Annotated in this window: 8 protein-coding genes; 5 read left to right on the top strand and 3 right to left on the bottom strand. The window is 72.4% G+C overall.

Going from position 1 to position 15,332, the window contains the following annotated elements; all coding sequences use genetic code 11:
• Nucleotides 1-185: 185 nt before the first annotated feature.
• Nucleotides 186-1,472, bottom strand: a complete 1,287-nt coding sequence (locus tag ABZ855_RS09430; protein WP_360803552.1) for a serine/threonine-protein kinase — start codon at nucleotides 1,470-1,472, stop codon at nucleotides 186-188.
• Nucleotides 1,473-1,760: 288 nt separating this feature from the next.
• Entirely contained in the window at nucleotides 1,761-3,572 is a 1,812-nt protein-coding gene (locus ABZ855_RS09425) for a serine/threonine-protein kinase (RefSeq protein ID WP_360803548.1), read from the bottom strand.
• A 426-nt stretch (nucleotides 3,573-3,998) separates the two neighbouring features.
• Between ABZ855_RS09425 and ABZ855_RS09420 the strand changes: the two genes are divergently transcribed.
• From ABZ855_RS09420 to ABZ855_RS09400, 5 genes are all read left to right on the top strand, one after another.
• The gene (locus ABZ855_RS09420; protein ID WP_360804162.1) at nucleotides 3,999-8,516 is read left to right on the top strand and encodes an FHA domain-containing protein; all 4,518 of its coding nucleotides are present in this window, start codon (nucleotides 3,999-4,001) and stop codon (nucleotides 8,514-8,516) included.
• A gap of 297 nt (nucleotides 8,517-8,813) precedes the next feature.
• Nucleotides 8,814-10,187 carry an ABC transporter substrate-binding protein gene (locus tag ABZ855_RS09415; RefSeq protein ID WP_360803545.1) on the top strand — a complete coding sequence of 458 codons (1,374 nt, stop codon included), beginning with the start codon at nucleotides 8,814-8,816 and terminating at the stop codon, nucleotides 10,185-10,187.
• Between the two features lie 103 nt (nucleotides 10,188-10,290).
• Entirely contained in the window at nucleotides 10,291-11,616 is a 1,326-nt protein-coding gene (locus ABZ855_RS09410) for a sugar ABC transporter permease (protein WP_360804159.1), read from the top strand.
• Nucleotides 11,613-12,521 carry a carbohydrate ABC transporter permease gene (locus ABZ855_RS09405; RefSeq protein ID WP_360803542.1) on the top strand — a complete coding sequence of 303 codons (909 nt, stop codon included), beginning with the start codon at nucleotides 11,613-11,615 and terminating at the stop codon, nucleotides 12,519-12,521. Before ABZ855_RS09410 ends, ABZ855_RS09405 begins: the two co-directional genes overlap by 4 nt.
• Before the next feature lie 119 nt (nucleotides 12,522-12,640).
• Nucleotides 12,641-14,917, top strand: coding sequence for a bifunctional glycosyltransferase family 2 protein/CDP-glycerol:glycerophosphate glycerophosphotransferase (locus ABZ855_RS09400; protein WP_360803539.1), 2,277 nt, complete (start codon nucleotides 12,641-12,643; stop codon nucleotides 14,915-14,917).
• On the opposite strand, the gene ABZ855_RS09395 is transcribed toward ABZ855_RS09400, so the two are convergent.
• On the bottom strand, nucleotides 14,898-15,311 hold the full coding sequence (locus ABZ855_RS09395; protein ID WP_360803536.1) for an organic hydroperoxide resistance protein: 414 nt from the start codon (nucleotides 15,309-15,311) through the stop codon (nucleotides 14,898-14,900). The two genes, ABZ855_RS09400 and ABZ855_RS09395, sit on opposite strands and share 20 nt — an antisense overlap.
• Nucleotides 15,312-15,332: the final 21 nt, after the last annotated feature.

The following is a 15,332-nucleotide window of genomic DNA, read 5'->3' as shown; positions in this document are numbered from 1 at the left end:
GCGCCCAGCACAGGCCTGGTTTCCCGCCCGCCCACCCGTTTACCGCATGTGATCAGCGCGGGCCCGGCCCCTCTCAGCCCGTCCGGCGTTTGAGGACGAGGCCGTTCAGGCCGAAGCGGGGGTCTGGGGGCGGCAGCCCCCAGGGACAGGATGGGACGGGTAGGGGCGGCGGGGGCGAGAAACCCTCACGGTGCCCCGGGCGCCGAGTTCCCCGTGTCCTGCGGCGTGGCCCCCGCATCGTCCCCCGACGTGGCCACCCACGTCCCGACCCCCAGCACCGCCACCAACACCACCCCCGCCACCCCCAACGTCACCCTCCGCCGCCGCGCCGAAGCCCGATGCCGAGCCGACCCGGGCCGCGGCGCCCCCACCGGCCGCGGCACCCGCGCCGTCCCCAGCGCCCCACCCGCCAGCTCATCGGGCCCCGGCACCCGCATCGACGTATGCGTGTCCCGGTTGGAGTCCGGCTTCGCCCCCCGCACCAGCGGCACCGCCCCCCGCCGCACCCGCTCCCCCACCGGCACGGCCACCTCGTCGTAACCCTCGTCCCGGGCCACCCCTGGCCCCGCCCCATGCCCAGGCCCGCCCCCCTGCCCGGACCCCTCCCCGTCCTCCGACTCGGGCTCGTCCACGTCCAGCGGCGGCATCCCCACCAGCAGCGGCAACTGCTCCCGCAGCCGCACCCCCAGCTCCGACGCCCGCAGCCGCGACGCCGGCGCCTTCGCGAGGCACTGCACGATCAGCTGCCACAGCTCCTCGGGGATCCCGGGGAGGGGGACCACCGTCTCGGTCACGTGCCTGCGCAGCACCGCGCCCGGGTGACCGCCGCCGAAGGGCGTGAAGCCGGCCAGCAGCTCGTACAGGACGGTCGCCAGGGCGTAGATGTCGACGGCCGCGCGCGGGGGCAGGCCCTCGACGAGTTCCGGCGCCAGATAGTCGGGCGTACCGATGATCTTCGTGGCCCGGGTCCGCCGAGGTGAGTCGATCAGTTTCGCGACGCCGAAGTCCGTCAGCAGGGCGGGGTGCGAGCCGCCGGGGCCCAGGGGGCCCTGCATGTCCAGCAGGACGTTCTCCGGCTTCACGTCCCGGTGCACGACCCCGGCGGAGTGCGCGGCGGCCAGCCCGTCCGCGATGTCGGCCACTATCGCGACGGCGGCCTCGGGGGCGAGCCTGCGTTCGCGGTCGAGCCGGGTGCGCAGGTCGGTGCCCCGCACCAGGTCCATGACGAGCGCGAGGTCGTTGCCGTCGACCACCAGGTCCCGTACGGACACGATGTTGGGGTGTTCGAGCCCGAGCAGCGCGGTCCGCTCCTGTACGAAGCGTCCGACGAGCTCCTGGTCCGACGCCAGGTCCTCGCGCAACAGCTTGACGGCGACGGGCCCGTCGGGACCCTCGCCCAGCCACACCGTGCCGGCGCTGCCCCGCCCCAGGATCTGGTTGGCGGTGTACCGGCTGCCGATCTTCCGTGCCAAGACTGCTCCTACAGACGCGTGTTGCCGACTCGGCGCCGATCCGGGGCGGGACACCAGCGGCAGCGCCGCGGGTCCCCGGACCGCCGGCCGACAAGACCTCGACCTCAGCCGATAAAACTACGCGTCCGGAGCCCCAACCTTCACCGCCGGGACGTAAATCACCCGCCAGGTGTCGACAAATCCCCAGAGTCGCACCGGAATCACAGTCGGAACACCGCCCGACTGATCCTCAAATGCCCGGCAAGCACCCTGATTGCCCCGCCGACCGGAGCAGCGGGTCGGTTCGGGTCAGCCCGTCCCCGCGGAGCCCCCGGAACCGCCAGACCCGCCGGAGCCGCCACCGAGATCCCCCACCCACCCGCTGACCGTGTCGATCCAGTCACCGAGCTGCGCGAAGAACCCCTTCGTCGAGCCGATCCACCCCTGCAGCGGGCTCAGTTCCCAGATCAGCCACGCGGCGACGAACAGGATGACGATCGTGAACAGGCATCCCTTGAGGCAGCCGAGCCCGGGGATCTTCATCGGGTTGGCGCTGCGCTGGCGGGGTTCCCTCGGCTCGTGCGGCGGCCGGGCCTCGGGCTGCTGCGGGCGCTGGGGAGCGGGGGCGGGCGCCGGCGGCGCGTACCGCTGCTGCGGCTGCTGTTGCTGAGGCTGAGGCTGGTGCCGGGGTTGCTGCTGATGCTGGGGCGGCGCGTACTGCTGGTGCTGCGGGGGCTGCCCCGGCCCCTGCGGATAGCCGTATCCGGGCTGGGGCTGCGGGCCGCGCTGCTGCTGACGCGACGGCGGCTGCTGCTGGTACGGCGGCTGCTGGGGCTGTTGCTGCGGCGGCCGGCCCGGCTGCCGCTGGGGACGGCGGCGCAGCGGGTCGTCGCCGGGGTCCAGGTACTGGACCTGGGTCTGCTCGTTGCGGTCCCGGGCTGCACGCAGCTGGTTCTGCCAGGGGTGCGGCTCCTCGGGCCCCGCGCCCTGGCCTCCGCCCTGACCACCGGGCTGGTTCTGCGGCACGGGCGGCATGACGGCCGTGGGATCCGCTGCGCCCAGGCCGCCCACGGCACCCATCCCCACGGGACCAGGGCCGCCGGTGTGCGGCAGCACGCTGGTGGCGGCGTTCGGGTCGTACGCCCCCGGCATGCCCGCGCTGTGCGGCAGCACCTGGGTCGGGTCGCCCGCCCCGGGCACCGCGGTCGGTGCCGGATCCGGTGCGAGCAGGTGGACGACCCCTTCGGCCGCCGCGATCTGCATCGAGTTGGAGTGGACGCCGATGCCCTCGGCGACGACACGCAGCCCGCGCGCGAGGTTCTCGGCGCTGGGCCTTTCGTCGGGGTTCTTGCGCAGGCAGCGCTCGATGACCGTCCACAGGGGTTCGGGCACGGTGGACGGGCGGCGCGGCTCGGAGGCGAGGTGGTGGTGCAGTACCTCAAGCGCCGACTCGCCGCTGAACGGGGGACGACCGGTGACCAGCTCGTACATGAGGATGCCGGCGCCGTAGATGTCGACGGCGGAGGTCTGCGGACGGCCTTCGGCGGACTCCGGGGCGACGTACGCGGGCGTGCCGACGAACTCATGGGTACGGGTGAGGCCCGGGGAGTCGGCGAGGCGGGCGATGCCGAAGTCGGTGAGCATCGGGTGCATCCGGCCGTTGTCCTGCATGAGCAGGACGTTGGCGGGCTTCAGGTCCCGGTGCACGACCCCGTCGGCGTGGCTGACGGCGAGCGCGTCGGCGATCTGCGCGGTCAGGAGCGCGGCGGCGACGGGTGTGAAGGGGCCGTTCTCCCGCAGGTACTTGTGCAGGTCGGGCCCGTCGATGAGGTCCATGACCAGCGCCAGCAGATCGCCCTCGACCACCAGGTCCCGTACGCGGACGATGTTCGGGTGGGTCAGCCGCAGCAGCACGGACCGCTCGCGCAGGAAGCGCATCACGATGTCCGCGTCGTTGGCGAGTTCCTCCTTGAGGACCTTGATCGCCACCGTCTCGCCGGGCTGGCCGGGCACGGCCGCCTCGGCTCCCGCGGTCTCCCTCTGGCGGGCGCGCCAGACGGTGCCTGTGGCGCCGCGTCCCAGCGGCTCCTCAAGGAGGTACTTGCTCCCTACCGGCCGCACGTCATGGCTCCCTTACATACGTACATCCCGTACACGGTCCTCCGACCCACTGTAGTGCCGCACCTGCCGGACACCCCGGGCGACGGCCGCCGCCCACAGGCGGCGTATACGGAAAGTCGAGAAGAAAGACGTCTCGACCGTCCTCCCGGTTGCCGAATCCCGAACGTGACCGATCTCAAACCGATTGCCAAACCGATCCGAATCGGACAGTCGCTCGTCACTGGTCAGGCACTTTTGCGGGCAGAGGTGACCATTCAAGATCACTTATGGGTGGGGGGCGGGCGCGTTGTCAGTGGCAGGTGCGAGGATGCCTCCAGTACTGGCCTACGTGCTCGTGTGCGGTGGGGGAAGTCCGCGGTGGTGGGACCCGTGGCGTGGCTTCGTCCTCCTTTCCGGGTGTCCGTGCAGAAGGGACCGCTGACGGCGATGCAGATCCGGTTGACCGTCGTAGACCCGCTGGGGCCGCCCTCGGAGCCGTGGGCGCGTGCCGCGAGCTGCGATGTGCTGGTCACCGCTCCCGCCGGCACGGCGCTCGCCTCGGTGGCCTCGGCCCTGGCGTCGGTGGTCGCGGGCGACGGGGGTTCGGCCCCGCCCGAGCGCGGCCCGGGCCGCGAGAGCGGCGGCGCGGTGGTGCTGTACGCGGGCGACCAGCGCCTCGACGCCCGGCGCTGCACCCTCGGTGAGCCCCCTTTGGTCGACGGCGCGGTGCTCGCCCTCGGTACGCCCGCGGAGCCCGAGCCGCACCCCGAGGCCGACGAGGTGGCGGCCCAGCTGCACGTGGTCGCGGGACCGGACGCGGGCGGGGTCCATCTGCTGCACGGCGGCCAGATCACCATCGGCCGCTCCGCCGACGCCGACGTCCCGCTCGACGACCCGGACGTCTCCCGGCTGCACTGCGCGGTCACGGTCGAGGATGACGGCCGGATAGCGGTCGCGGACCTCAACTCCACGAACGGCACGACGCTGTCCGGCACCCGCCTCGGCACCCGCCCGGTCCGTCTCGCGCCGGGCGCGCTGCTGCGCATCGGGGAGTCGGCCCTGCGGCTGACCCCGCCCGGGGACGCGGGCGCCCGCGTGGGCACGACCCCCGACGGCGAGGGCCACGTGCGCGTGAGCGTCGCCGAAGGCCACCCGGCCGGCCCGGGACACCCGGCTGATAAGCCGGACGACACCGAGGACACCGAGGACACCCACGGCAGGCGCCTCACGTCGTTCACCTCGTCGCCGCCCTCCGGGGAGACCCATCACGCCTACGGTTCGGCGAGTTGGGGAACCGCCGGGGGCGAGTCCGAGTCACGGAGTACCCGGAATCCGGCGCAGGCCGCGGCGGAGCCGCTCGTCCCGGGTCAGGGACGGGCCCCGCACATCGAGAGCCGCAAGACCCCGGGTACGGCCGGTACGAGCAGGGTCTCGGACAGGGCATCGCGCAGGGCATCGGACAGCGCAGGCGACACCCACGGCGCCGGGTTCTCCGTACCGGGACAGGTGTCCCGGACCCCCGCCGTGCCGCACGCGCGCTCGCACGACGAGGGCGGGCGACAGGCGGAGGCGGAGGCTTCCACAGGCGGCGGCCGGAAGGGAACTCCCCTCAGGGGTACGGATGTTCCGCAGGGTGCGCGCAAGCGCGGCGGGCTCTCCAAGTGGGCGCGGCGACTGACCGGCGGGCGCGCCGAGCCGGAGACGACCGAGGGCGAGGCGTACGACGACGAGGGCGCGGTGTACGAGCAGACCGCCCCGGAGTTCGCCGACGTCCCCGCGCAGGTCCCGGAGAGCTGGCCCGACCCGGCGACGCTGCTGCTCACGGCCCTGGGTCCGGGCCCCCGGCTGTGGGAGCGCGGCCCGGGTCACCCCGAAGCACTCACGGTCCGGCTGGGTACGGCGGACCGCGCGGCCCCCGACGGCTCGGGGCTGCTGCCCGCCGTACCGGTGACCGCGGGGCTGCGTGAGGTCGGGGCGCTGGGGCTGGCGGGCCCGCGCGCGCGGCTCGCGGGGCTGGCCCGTGCGGTGGTGGCCCAGCTGACGGCGCTGCACTCCCCCGAGGCGCTGGAAATCGTCCTGATCAGCACGGACCGCGCGCGTACCGCCGAGGAACGCACCGCCGAGTGGTCGTGGCTCGGCTGGCTCCCCCATCTCCGCCCCGGGCACGGCCAGGACTGCCGGCTCCTCCTCGCCTACGACCGCGAGCAGGCCACGGCCCGCACCGACGAGCTCCTGCGCCGCCTGGAGGACCACGACACGGAGACGACGGCGAGGAGGCTCGCCTCCGGCGGTGTTGCTCCGGACCTCGAGGACCGGGGTACCCCCCAGGGCGCGGCCCGACGGCCTTCCTGGGCCCGGCCCGACGACCCAGCCGCCGAAGGGGCGGACCGTTTCGCTGGGCCCTACACCGTGGTCGTCGTGGACGGCGACCCGGGCGGTGCGGCGATCCGGGAGGCCGTCGCACGGCTGGCGCAGGAGGGCCCCCGGGCGGGGATCCATGTCGTGTGCCTGGCGGAGACGGAGGCGGCGTCACCCGCGTCACCGGTGACGGAGACGTACGAGGCGGCGTGCGCGGTCTCACCGCCGTTCCGCGAGTGCGGCGCGGTGGCCCTGCTCAGCGGCGACGTGGCCACGGCTGTGCATGTGATGCGGGTGGCCAGGGCGGGGGACCACGTATCCGGCCGGGGCTCCGCCGACGTGGGGTCCGACGACTCCGGGGGTGGGCTGGAGGGCGGGGCGCGGGGCGGTTCCGGTGGTGGTGGTGATGCGCGGGGCGGTTCCGGTGCTGACTTCCGTGGCGACTCCGGCGGGTTCCGGGGTGACTCCGGCGGGTTCCGGGGTGACTCCGGTGGTGATGCGCGGGGCGGCTTCCGGGGTGACTCCGGGGACGGGTCCCGTGCCGGTTCCGGTGGTGATGCCCGGGGCAGCTTCCGGGGTGACTCCGGCGGTGGGTCCCGTGCCGGTGCCGGTGATGACTTCCGTGGCGGGTCCGGCGGCGGGTCCCGCGCCGGTGCCGGTGACGACTTCCGTGGCGGGTCCGGCGGCGGGTCCCGCGCCGGTGCCGGTGACGACTTCCGTGGCGGGTCCGGCGGCGGGTCCCGTGCTGGTTCCGGGGACGACTTCCGTGGCGACTCCGGCAACGGGTCCCGAGTCGGTTCCGGGGACGACTTCCGTGGCGACTCCGGCGGGTTCCGGGGTGACTCCGGCAGCGGCGTTCGTGCCGGTTCCGGCGGTGACTTCCGCGGCAACTCGGGCGGCAGCGCCCGTGCCGGTTCCGGCGGTGACTTCCATGGCAGCTCGGGCGGCGGCTCACGCAGCGACTCCGGCAGCGGGGCCCGCGGCGGGTCCGGCGGCGGCTACCGCAGCGACTCCGGCGGCGGCTCCCGCGCCGGTGCCGGTGACGACTTCCGTGGTGGGTCCGGCGGCGCCCATGGCGACTCCGGCAGCGGCGTTCGTGCCGGGTCCGGCGGCGGTTTCCGCGATGGCTCCGGGAGCAGTGCCCGTGGCGGGTCCGGCGGCGACCATGGCGACTCCGGTGGCGATTCCCGGGCCGGCTCCGGCGGCGGCGCCCGTGCCGCCGGGTCCGGCAGGGGTGGTCGTGGTGAGTTCGGTGGTTCGGCAGGTCGGGGGTCCAGCGGGCTGGTGGGGCAGGGGTCCGTCGCCGCTGTGGATGCCGTGTCCCTTGCCTGGGCCGAGCGGTTCGCGCGGGCGCTGGCTCCGTTGCGCACCGACGGTGCCGCCGGTGGGCGCCCGCAGCGCGTCTCCGCGCCCTTGCCGCAAGCAGCACGCCTGCTCGACGAGTTGGGGCTCGCCCGAGCCACCCCGGCGTCCCTGATGGCCCGTTGGGCCGACGCGGCCGACGACGCCGAGACGCTCGGCGGCCGGGCCTGGGCCGTACTCGGCGCCGGCCCGCGCGGCCCCGTCGGTGTGGACCTCGCGGCCGAGGGACCGCACCTGCTGATCGAGGGGCCGCCCGGCAGCGGGCGTACGGAGTTGCTGCGGGCCGTGGTCGCGTCGCTGGCCGCCGCCGAGCGGCCCGACCGGCTGGGCATCGTGCTGATGGACGGCCGGGACGGTACCGGCGGCAGCGCCGGGGGCGCCCCGCACGGGGAGGGGCTGCGCGTCTGTACCGACCTTCCTCACGTCACCACCCACCTCACCGCCAACGACCCCGTCCGGATGCGCGAGTTCGCCCAGTCGCTCAGCGCCGAACTCAAACGGCGGGCCGAGCTTCTCGGGCGCGTGGGCTTCGGCGAATGGCACAACGGGCGCGAACTGTCCGGCCGGATCGGGCCGCAGCGGTCGAAGTCCGGGTCGGGCGCCCACGCACACGGTTCGGTTGGCACGGGCACGGGCACGGCCTCGGGAGAAGGCGCCGGGGATCTCGATTCGCCGCCCAGTTCGACGATGAGGCTGCGGCCGACGGCGAGTCGGCGGCGTACGGAGACGCCTCCCCTGGCCCGTCTCGTCGTGGTCGTGGACGACCTGGACGCGTTGGTGTCACCGCCGCTGGGGTCCCCGGGGCGGCCGTCGGCGGGGTCCGTGGTGCGGGCGCTGGAGGCGGTGGCCCGGGAGGGCGAGCGGCTCGGGGTGCATCTGGTGGCCGCGGCGGGCGTCGGTGGGCGCACCGCGGAGACGGAACTCGCCCGGGGGGCCGCGCTGCGGGTCGTCCTCGACGCACCGGCGCCGGGGCCGGACGAACCCGCCGCCGGGCGGGGGCGGTTGAGCGGGGCGGACGGGAGAGGTGTGCCGTTCCAAGGGGGGCGGGTGACGGGGCGTATCCCGCGTACGGCGACGTTGCGGCCGACTGTCGCCGCGCTGGACTGGCAGCGGATGGGGGATCCGCCGGCGCGGCGGCCGGTGCGTGAGCTGGGGAACGGGCCGACTGATCTGGCGTTGCTGGCGAGTGCGTTGGAGCGGGCGGCGCGGTCGGTTTCGGCGGCGGAGGTGCCGTCACTGCTGTGACCCGGGGCGGGTTTCTCTCGCCCCCGCCGCCCCTACCCGTCCCATCCCTTCCTGGGGGCTGCCGCCCCCAGACCCCCGCTTTCGGCCCTGAAGGGGCCTCGTCCTCAAACGCCGGACGGGCTGGAGTGGCTGAGCTGGACACGAACGGTGAACGGGTGGGCGGGTGGGAAAACCAGGCCTGCGCTGCAGCAGAGCCCGCTGCAAACTGGCCGAGTCAGGCAGGCGCACTTGCCGACCCCCACGACCCGGCGTAGACCAGAGCCCACGGGACAGCGCCGAACGACGAACGGGGCCCACATGCGCAGCACGCTACGTACACGCACCCTGACCGCCCTCTCCGCCACCGCCCTCGCCCTAGCCCTCACCTCCTGCGGCTCCGACGACGACAGCCCGGGCGGCAAAGGCACCGACGCCACCACCGGCAGCGGCGGTGACACCTCCGCCTCCGTCAAGCTCCCCAAGCTGGACGGCCAGACCTTAGAGGTCGCCGCCGTCTGGACGGGCCCCGAGCAGGAAAACTTCACCAAGGTCCTCCAGGAGTTCGAGAAGCGCACCGGCGCGAAGGTCAACTTCGTGCCGACCGGCAACAACACCTCCACGTTCCTCGGTACGAAGATCCAGGGCGGCCAGCCCCCGGACGTCGCGTTCCTCCCCCAGGTGGGCGTACTGCACCAGTTCGCCGAGAAGGGCTGGCTCAAGCCGCTCGGCGCGGATGCCCAGGCGCAGCTCGACAAGAACTTCTCCGCCGGGTGGAAGGACCTCGGGGCCTTCGAGGGCAAGCAGTACGGCATCTACGTAAAGGCCGCCAACAAGTCCCTGGTCTGGTACAACACCGCCGCGTTCGAGTCCGCGGGCCTCACCGACACGCCCAAGACCTGGAAGGACTTCATCGCGGCGGCCCAGACCCTCTCCGACGCGGGCTCCCCCGCCGTCTCCGTGGGCGGCGCCGACGGCTGGACCCTCACCGACTGGTTCGAGAACGTCTATCTGTCCCAGGCCGGTCCGGAGAAGTACGACCAGCTGGCCCAGCACAAGATCAAGTGGACCGATCCCTCGGTGAAGGACGCCCTGACCACTCTCGCCGAGCTCTGGGGCAACGACGAGCTCCTGGCGGGCGGGCGTTCCGGCGCGCTGGCGACCGAGTTCCCGAAGTCGGTCATCCAGACCTTCACGGGTGACAACCCGGCGGCGATGGTCTTCGAGGGCGACTTCGTGGCCGCCAACATCAACGCGGACACCAAGGCGAAGATCGGCACGGACGCGAAGGTCTTCCCGTTCCCGGCGGTCGGCGACCAGGCACCCGTGGTCAGCGGTGGCGACGTCGCCGTGGCGCTGAAGGGCGGCGCGGGTGCCCAGGCACTCCTGACGTTCCTCGGCTCGACGGACGCGGCGGAGATCTGGGCGGCGCAGGGCGGCTTCCTCTCGCCCAACAAGTCGATGGACCAGTCGGCGTACAAGGACGATGTCACCCGGGACATCGCCAAGGCCCTCATCACGGCCGGCGACGACTTCCGCTTCGACATGTCCGACCAGGCCCCGGCCGCGTTCGGCGGTACCCAGGGCGTCGGTGAGTGGAAGGACCTCCAGGACTTCCTGAAGAACCCGAAGGACGTCGCGGGCACGCAACAGAAACTCGAGGCCGACGCCGCCAAGGCGTACAAGAACGGCTGACGGCACCGACATGGAGTCGAGGAGAGACAACAACAACACACCAGGCACACCAGGGGACGACGCGCCTAGGGGCAGCACGACACCGGTCGGTTCGACGACCACGATGCCGGTCGGTTCGACGCCGGGCAGGCCCAGGAAGGTCACGGGCACCCGTTGGTGGGTGGCAGGCCTGTTCCTGCTGCCCGCCCTGGTCCTGCTGGGCTCGCTCGTCGTCTACCCGATCGGTTACTCCGTCTGGCGCAGCCTCTACGACGCCGACGGTTCGGGTTTCGTCGGCCTGGAGAACTACGGCGACATCTTCACCAACGACGCCACGCTGACCGCCGTACGCAACACGGCGATCTGGGTGGCCGTGGCCCCCGCGCTCGTCACCGCGCTCGGACTGATCTTCGCGGTGCTGACCGAACGGGTGCGCTGGGGTACGGCGTTCAAGCTGATCGTCTTCATGCCGATGGCGATCTCGATGCTCGCGGCGGGCATCATCTTCCGCCTCGTCTACGAGCAGGACCCGGACCAGGGCGTAGCCAACGCGATTGTCACGTCGGTGCACGACGCCTTCGTGGACTCCTCGGTCTATCCGAAGGCCCGTCCGAACGCGCAGGCCAGTGACCTGAAGCCGTCCGGCGGGGGCTCCTTCACCTCCACCGGGACCGTCAGCCCGGGCACCCCGGCGCTCCTGCCACTGGTGGGCATCGCCCCGAACAAGCTCCCGGGCACGCCCGAGGACGCGAAGGCCCCCCGCGCCTCCGACGGCTCGGGGATCACCGGCACCGTCTGGCTGGACTTCAAACTCGGCGGTGGCGGTACGAAGGGGCAGGTCGACCCGGGTGAGAAGGCGCTGGAGGGGGTGAAGGTCGAGGCCGTGAAGGACGGGAAGGTCGTCGCGTCGGCGAAGAGCGGCGCCGACGGGACGTTCAGCCTGCCCGCCGATGCCGACGGGGCCCAACTGCGCCTGCCGGGCTCGAACTTCGCCGCCGCCTACAACGGCATCGACTGGCTCGGGCCCACCCTTGTCACCCCGGCCATCATCGGCAGCTACACCTGGATGTGGGCCGGGTTCGCGATGGTACTCATCGCGGCGGGGCTCGCGGGCGTGGACCGCAACCTGCTGGAGGCGGCGCGCGTGGACGGCGCCAACGAGTGGCAGGTGTTCCGGCGGATCACCGTCCCGCTGCTCGCGCCTGTGCTGGTCGTCGTCCTCGTCACGCTGATGATCAATGTGATGAAGGTGTTCGACCTCGTCTACATCATCGCCCCGCAGCCGAGTCAGGACGACGCGAACGTCCTCGCGCTCCAGTTGTTCCTGTCGTCGTTCGGCGGTGGCGGCAACTACGGCGTCGGCAGTGCGATCGGCGTGCTTCTGCTGCTGCTCGTCATGCCGGTGATGTTCGTCAATCTGCGTCGGCTCAGGAAGGAGCGTCAGCGGTGACGACTGTCGACCCGCCCGCCGAACGGACCATCGAACAACCGCCCGTGCGTGCCAGACGTTCCTTCGCCGCCCGCGTCGCCAGTGGCGCCGCCGGCGGGGTGCTGCGGCTCTTCCTCATCCTCGTCGCGCTGATCTGGATGGTGCCGACGTTAGGGCTGCTCGTGTCGTCGTTCCGCGACCCGACGGACATCTCCACCTCCGGGTGGTGGAAGGTGTTCACGGCTCCCGGGCAACTGACCGCCAAGAGTTACAGAACTCTGCTGGAGAACGACGCGATCACCAGTTCTCTCGTGAACACGGTGTGGATCACGGTCCCGGCGACGCTTCTCGTCGTCGTGATCGGCGCGATGGCCGGATACGCCTTCGCGTGGATGGACTTCAAGGGGCGCGACTGGTGGTTCCTGGTCGTGGTCGCGCTGCTTGTCGTACCCGTGCAGGTGGCGCTGATCCCGCTCTCGGATCTCTTCGGGAAGATCGGGATCTTCGGCGACATCATCGGGGTGGTGCTGTTCCATGTGGGGTTCGGGCTGCCGTTCGCGATCTTCCTGCTGCGCAACTTCTTCGCGGAGATCCCGCGTGAACTGCTGGAGGCGGCCCGGCTGGACGGCGCGGGCGAGATCAGGCTGTTCGCGACCGTCGTCCTGCCGCTCGCCGCGCCGGCGATCGCGTCCCTCGGGATCTTCCAGTTCCTGTGGGTGTGGAACGACATGCTGGTCGCGCTGGTGTTCTCCGACTCGCAGTCGCAGCCGCTGACTGTCGCTCTCCAGCAGCAGGTACGGCAGTTCGGCAGCAACATCGAGGTGCTGGCGCCGGGCGCGTTCATCTCGATGGTGATCCCGCTGGCCGTGTTCTTCGCGTTCCAGCGGCAGTTCGTGTCGGGGGTGATGGCAGGGGCGGTCAAGTAACCACATAAGAAGCTCAGTGCAACGGTCCCCCACATGCCGCAATCGTCGTAACCAAGTCACTCCATCGGCCGTTCCCGGGCAGTAGGCCCCGCGTCGACCCACCGACCCATGGATGTGCCTTGCCCAGGTTCAGTGTCATCGTCCCCGCGTACAAGGTTCAGGCGTATCTGCAGGAATGCCTGGAATCGGTTCTCGGCCAGTCGTATCCGGATCTCGAAGTGATCGCGGTCGACGACTGCTCGCCCGATGCCTGCGGTGCGCTCGTCGACGAGTTCGCGGCCCGCGACGCCCGGGTGCGCCCCGTCCACCTGCCGGAGAACGGCGGGGTGGGCGCGGCGCGCAACGCGGGGATCGAGCAGGCGACCGGGGACTACCTCGTCTTCGTCGACGGCGACGACACCCTCGCCCCGGACGCGCTGCGGGCGGTCGCCGACCGGATCAAGGAGGCGGGCGAGCCGGACGTGCTGGTCTACGACCACGCGCACGCCCTGTGGAGCGGTGAGACCGTCCGCAGCCCGTTCCTCGGGCAGCTCACCGAGCAGGGCCCCGTCCCCTTCACCCTGGACGACCGCCCGTTGCTGCTCAAGCTGCCGCCGGTGGCCTGGAACAAGGCGTACCGGCGGGAGTTCGTCGAGCGCGAGAACCTCACCTTCCCGCTGGGCACCGACGCGGACCTCGCCTGGACGGTGCCCGCGCTGCTGGCCGCCGAGTCGGTCGCGACCCTGGACCGGGTCTGCCTCCACCACCGCCGGCCGCGACAGCACGCCAACTCCCCTGTCGACCATGGACACTTCGACATCCACGAGCAGTACGACCGGGTCTTCGAGTTCGTCGAGGCGCGCCCCGAACTCACGCACTGGCGGCCGGTGTTGTTCCGGCGGATGGTCGACCAGCTGATGTCGGCGCTGGCCCTGACCGAGCGGTTGCCGAACGGTGTCCGGGCCGAGTTCCTGCGCAAGTCGCGGGCCCACTACCGCCGTTACCGCGTTCCGGGCGCCGCCGTACCGCTGTACGCCCGCCTGCGGCATCTGCTCGTACGGACGGGCAGCTACCGCACGTATCGGGCGGTGCGGCTCGCGTCCGCTCTGCGCAGGCACATCACCCGGTTCGTCAAGTCCCTTGCGCGGAGCGTCCGTTCGTCCGCCCTGCGGCTGCACTACCGGGTCCAGCGGCGGCTTCCATTGCGTGCCGACCGGGCTGTCTTCAGCAGTCACTCGGGGCGCGGCTACGGCTGCAACCCGGGCGCCCTGGAGGCCGCGTTCCGCTCGTTCGTACCGGGCATGCGCACAGCGTGGGTCGCACGCCCCGAGCACCATCACACGCTCCCGACGGCGACCGCCCGGGTACGGCCCGGCACCGCCGCCTACTGGACCGCCCTGGCTCGCGCCAAGTACCTGGTGAGCAACGGGAGTTGGGACGAGCGGTATGTGAAGCGGGCCGGGCAGGTGGTGATCCGGACCCAGGACGGGACGCCGCTGAAGCGGATGGGCCTCGACCTGCGGGACCGTCCGGCCGCCGCCCGTGAGACCGACTTCGCGGCACTTCTCGCGGACGTCGACACCTGGGACCACTGTCTGTCGGCCAACCGCCACTCCACCCTCGTATGGGAGCGCGTGTTCCCCGGCGGCTACGGCACCCTCGAGACCGGGCAGCCCCGCAACGACGTGTTCCAGCAGGCGACTTCGGCGGACGTGGCCCGGCTGCGCGAGTCGCTCGGCATCCCGGAGGGCTCGGTCGCGATCCTGTACGCGCCCACCCACCGCGACTACCGGCGCGGCCCCCGCCTCACCCTCGACCTGGAACGCGTCCTGCGCCAACTCGGGCCGCGCTACGTGCTGTTGACCCGCGCGCACCATGTCTACGACGCCCCGCTGACGCATGCCTCCGGCGGCCGGCTCATCGATGTGACCGACCATCCGAGCGTCGAGTCGCTGTGCCTGGCCTCGGACGCGCTGGTCACCGACTACTCGTCGCTGATGTTCGACTACGCCAACCTCGACCGGCCGATCGTGATCCACGCGGACGACTGGGAGGCGTACGAGGCGGCCCGTGGCACCTACTTCGACCTGCGCGCGTTCCCGCCGGGCGCGGTGTCGCGCAGCGAGGACGAGCTGATCGACATCTTCGCGACCGGCCACTGGCGCGGGTCGCGCTCGACGCAGCTGCGGACCGCGTTCCGCGAGCGGTTCTGCCCGTACGACGACGGGCGAGCCGCCGAACGGGTCGTTCGGCGGCTGGTGCTGGGCGAGACGGCCGGTCAGGTGCCGGTCATTCCGCTCGCCGAGCGTCACCCGGTGCCGTCGGCGGCGACCGCGTTCGCCGGCGCTCCGCTCACCAGCGTGCCACGTCCGCAGGCCGCCCCCGACGGCGTACGTACTACTCGACCTCGAGGTTGACCTCGATGTTGCCGCGCGTGGCGTTGGAGTACGGGCAGACCTGGTGGGCCTGCTCGACCAGCTTGCGGCCGGTCTCCGCGTCGACGGAGTCGGGCAGCTCGACGCGGAGGGTGACCTTGAGGCCGAAGCCCTCGCCCTGCTTGCCTATGCCGACCTCGGCGGTCACGGCGGCGTCGCTGACGTCGACCTTGGCGCCACGGCCGACCAGGCCCAGGGCGCTGCCGAAACAGGCGGCGTAACCGGCGGCGAAGAGCTGCTCGGGGTTGGTGCCCTCACCGTTGCCGCCCAGCTCCACCGGCATGGCGAGCGCGAGGTCCACCTTGCCGTCGGAGCTGACGGCGCGACCCTCACGGCCGTGCGTGGCGGTGGCGACTGCGGTGTAGATGGCGTCCATGGAACCCGTCCCTCTCGTCAA

The organism is Streptomyces sp. NPDC047042 (assembly GCF_040644035.1).
GTDB lineage: Bacteria > Actinomycetota > Actinomycetes > Streptomycetales > Streptomycetaceae > Streptomyces.
Note: the sequence above shows the minus strand (reverse complement) of the source record. Positions and strands in the feature narration are given on the sequence as shown.

Coding starts and splice junctions, on each gene's coding strand:
- ABZ855_RS09410 (WP_360804159.1), top strand. CDS start 10,291: ATGCCGGTCGGTTCGACGCCGGGCAGGCCCAGGAAGGTCACGGGCACC.
- ABZ855_RS09415 (WP_360803545.1), top strand. CDS start 8,814: ATGCGCAGCACGCTACGTACACGCACCCTGACCGCCCTCTCCGCCACC.
- ABZ855_RS09420 (WP_360804162.1), top strand. CDS start 3,999: ATGCAGATCCGGTTGACCGTCGTAGACCCGCTGGGGCCGCCCTCGGAG.
- ABZ855_RS09395 (WP_360803536.1), bottom strand. CDS start 15,311: ATGGACGCCATCTACACCGCAGTCGCCACCGCCACGCACGGCCGTGAG.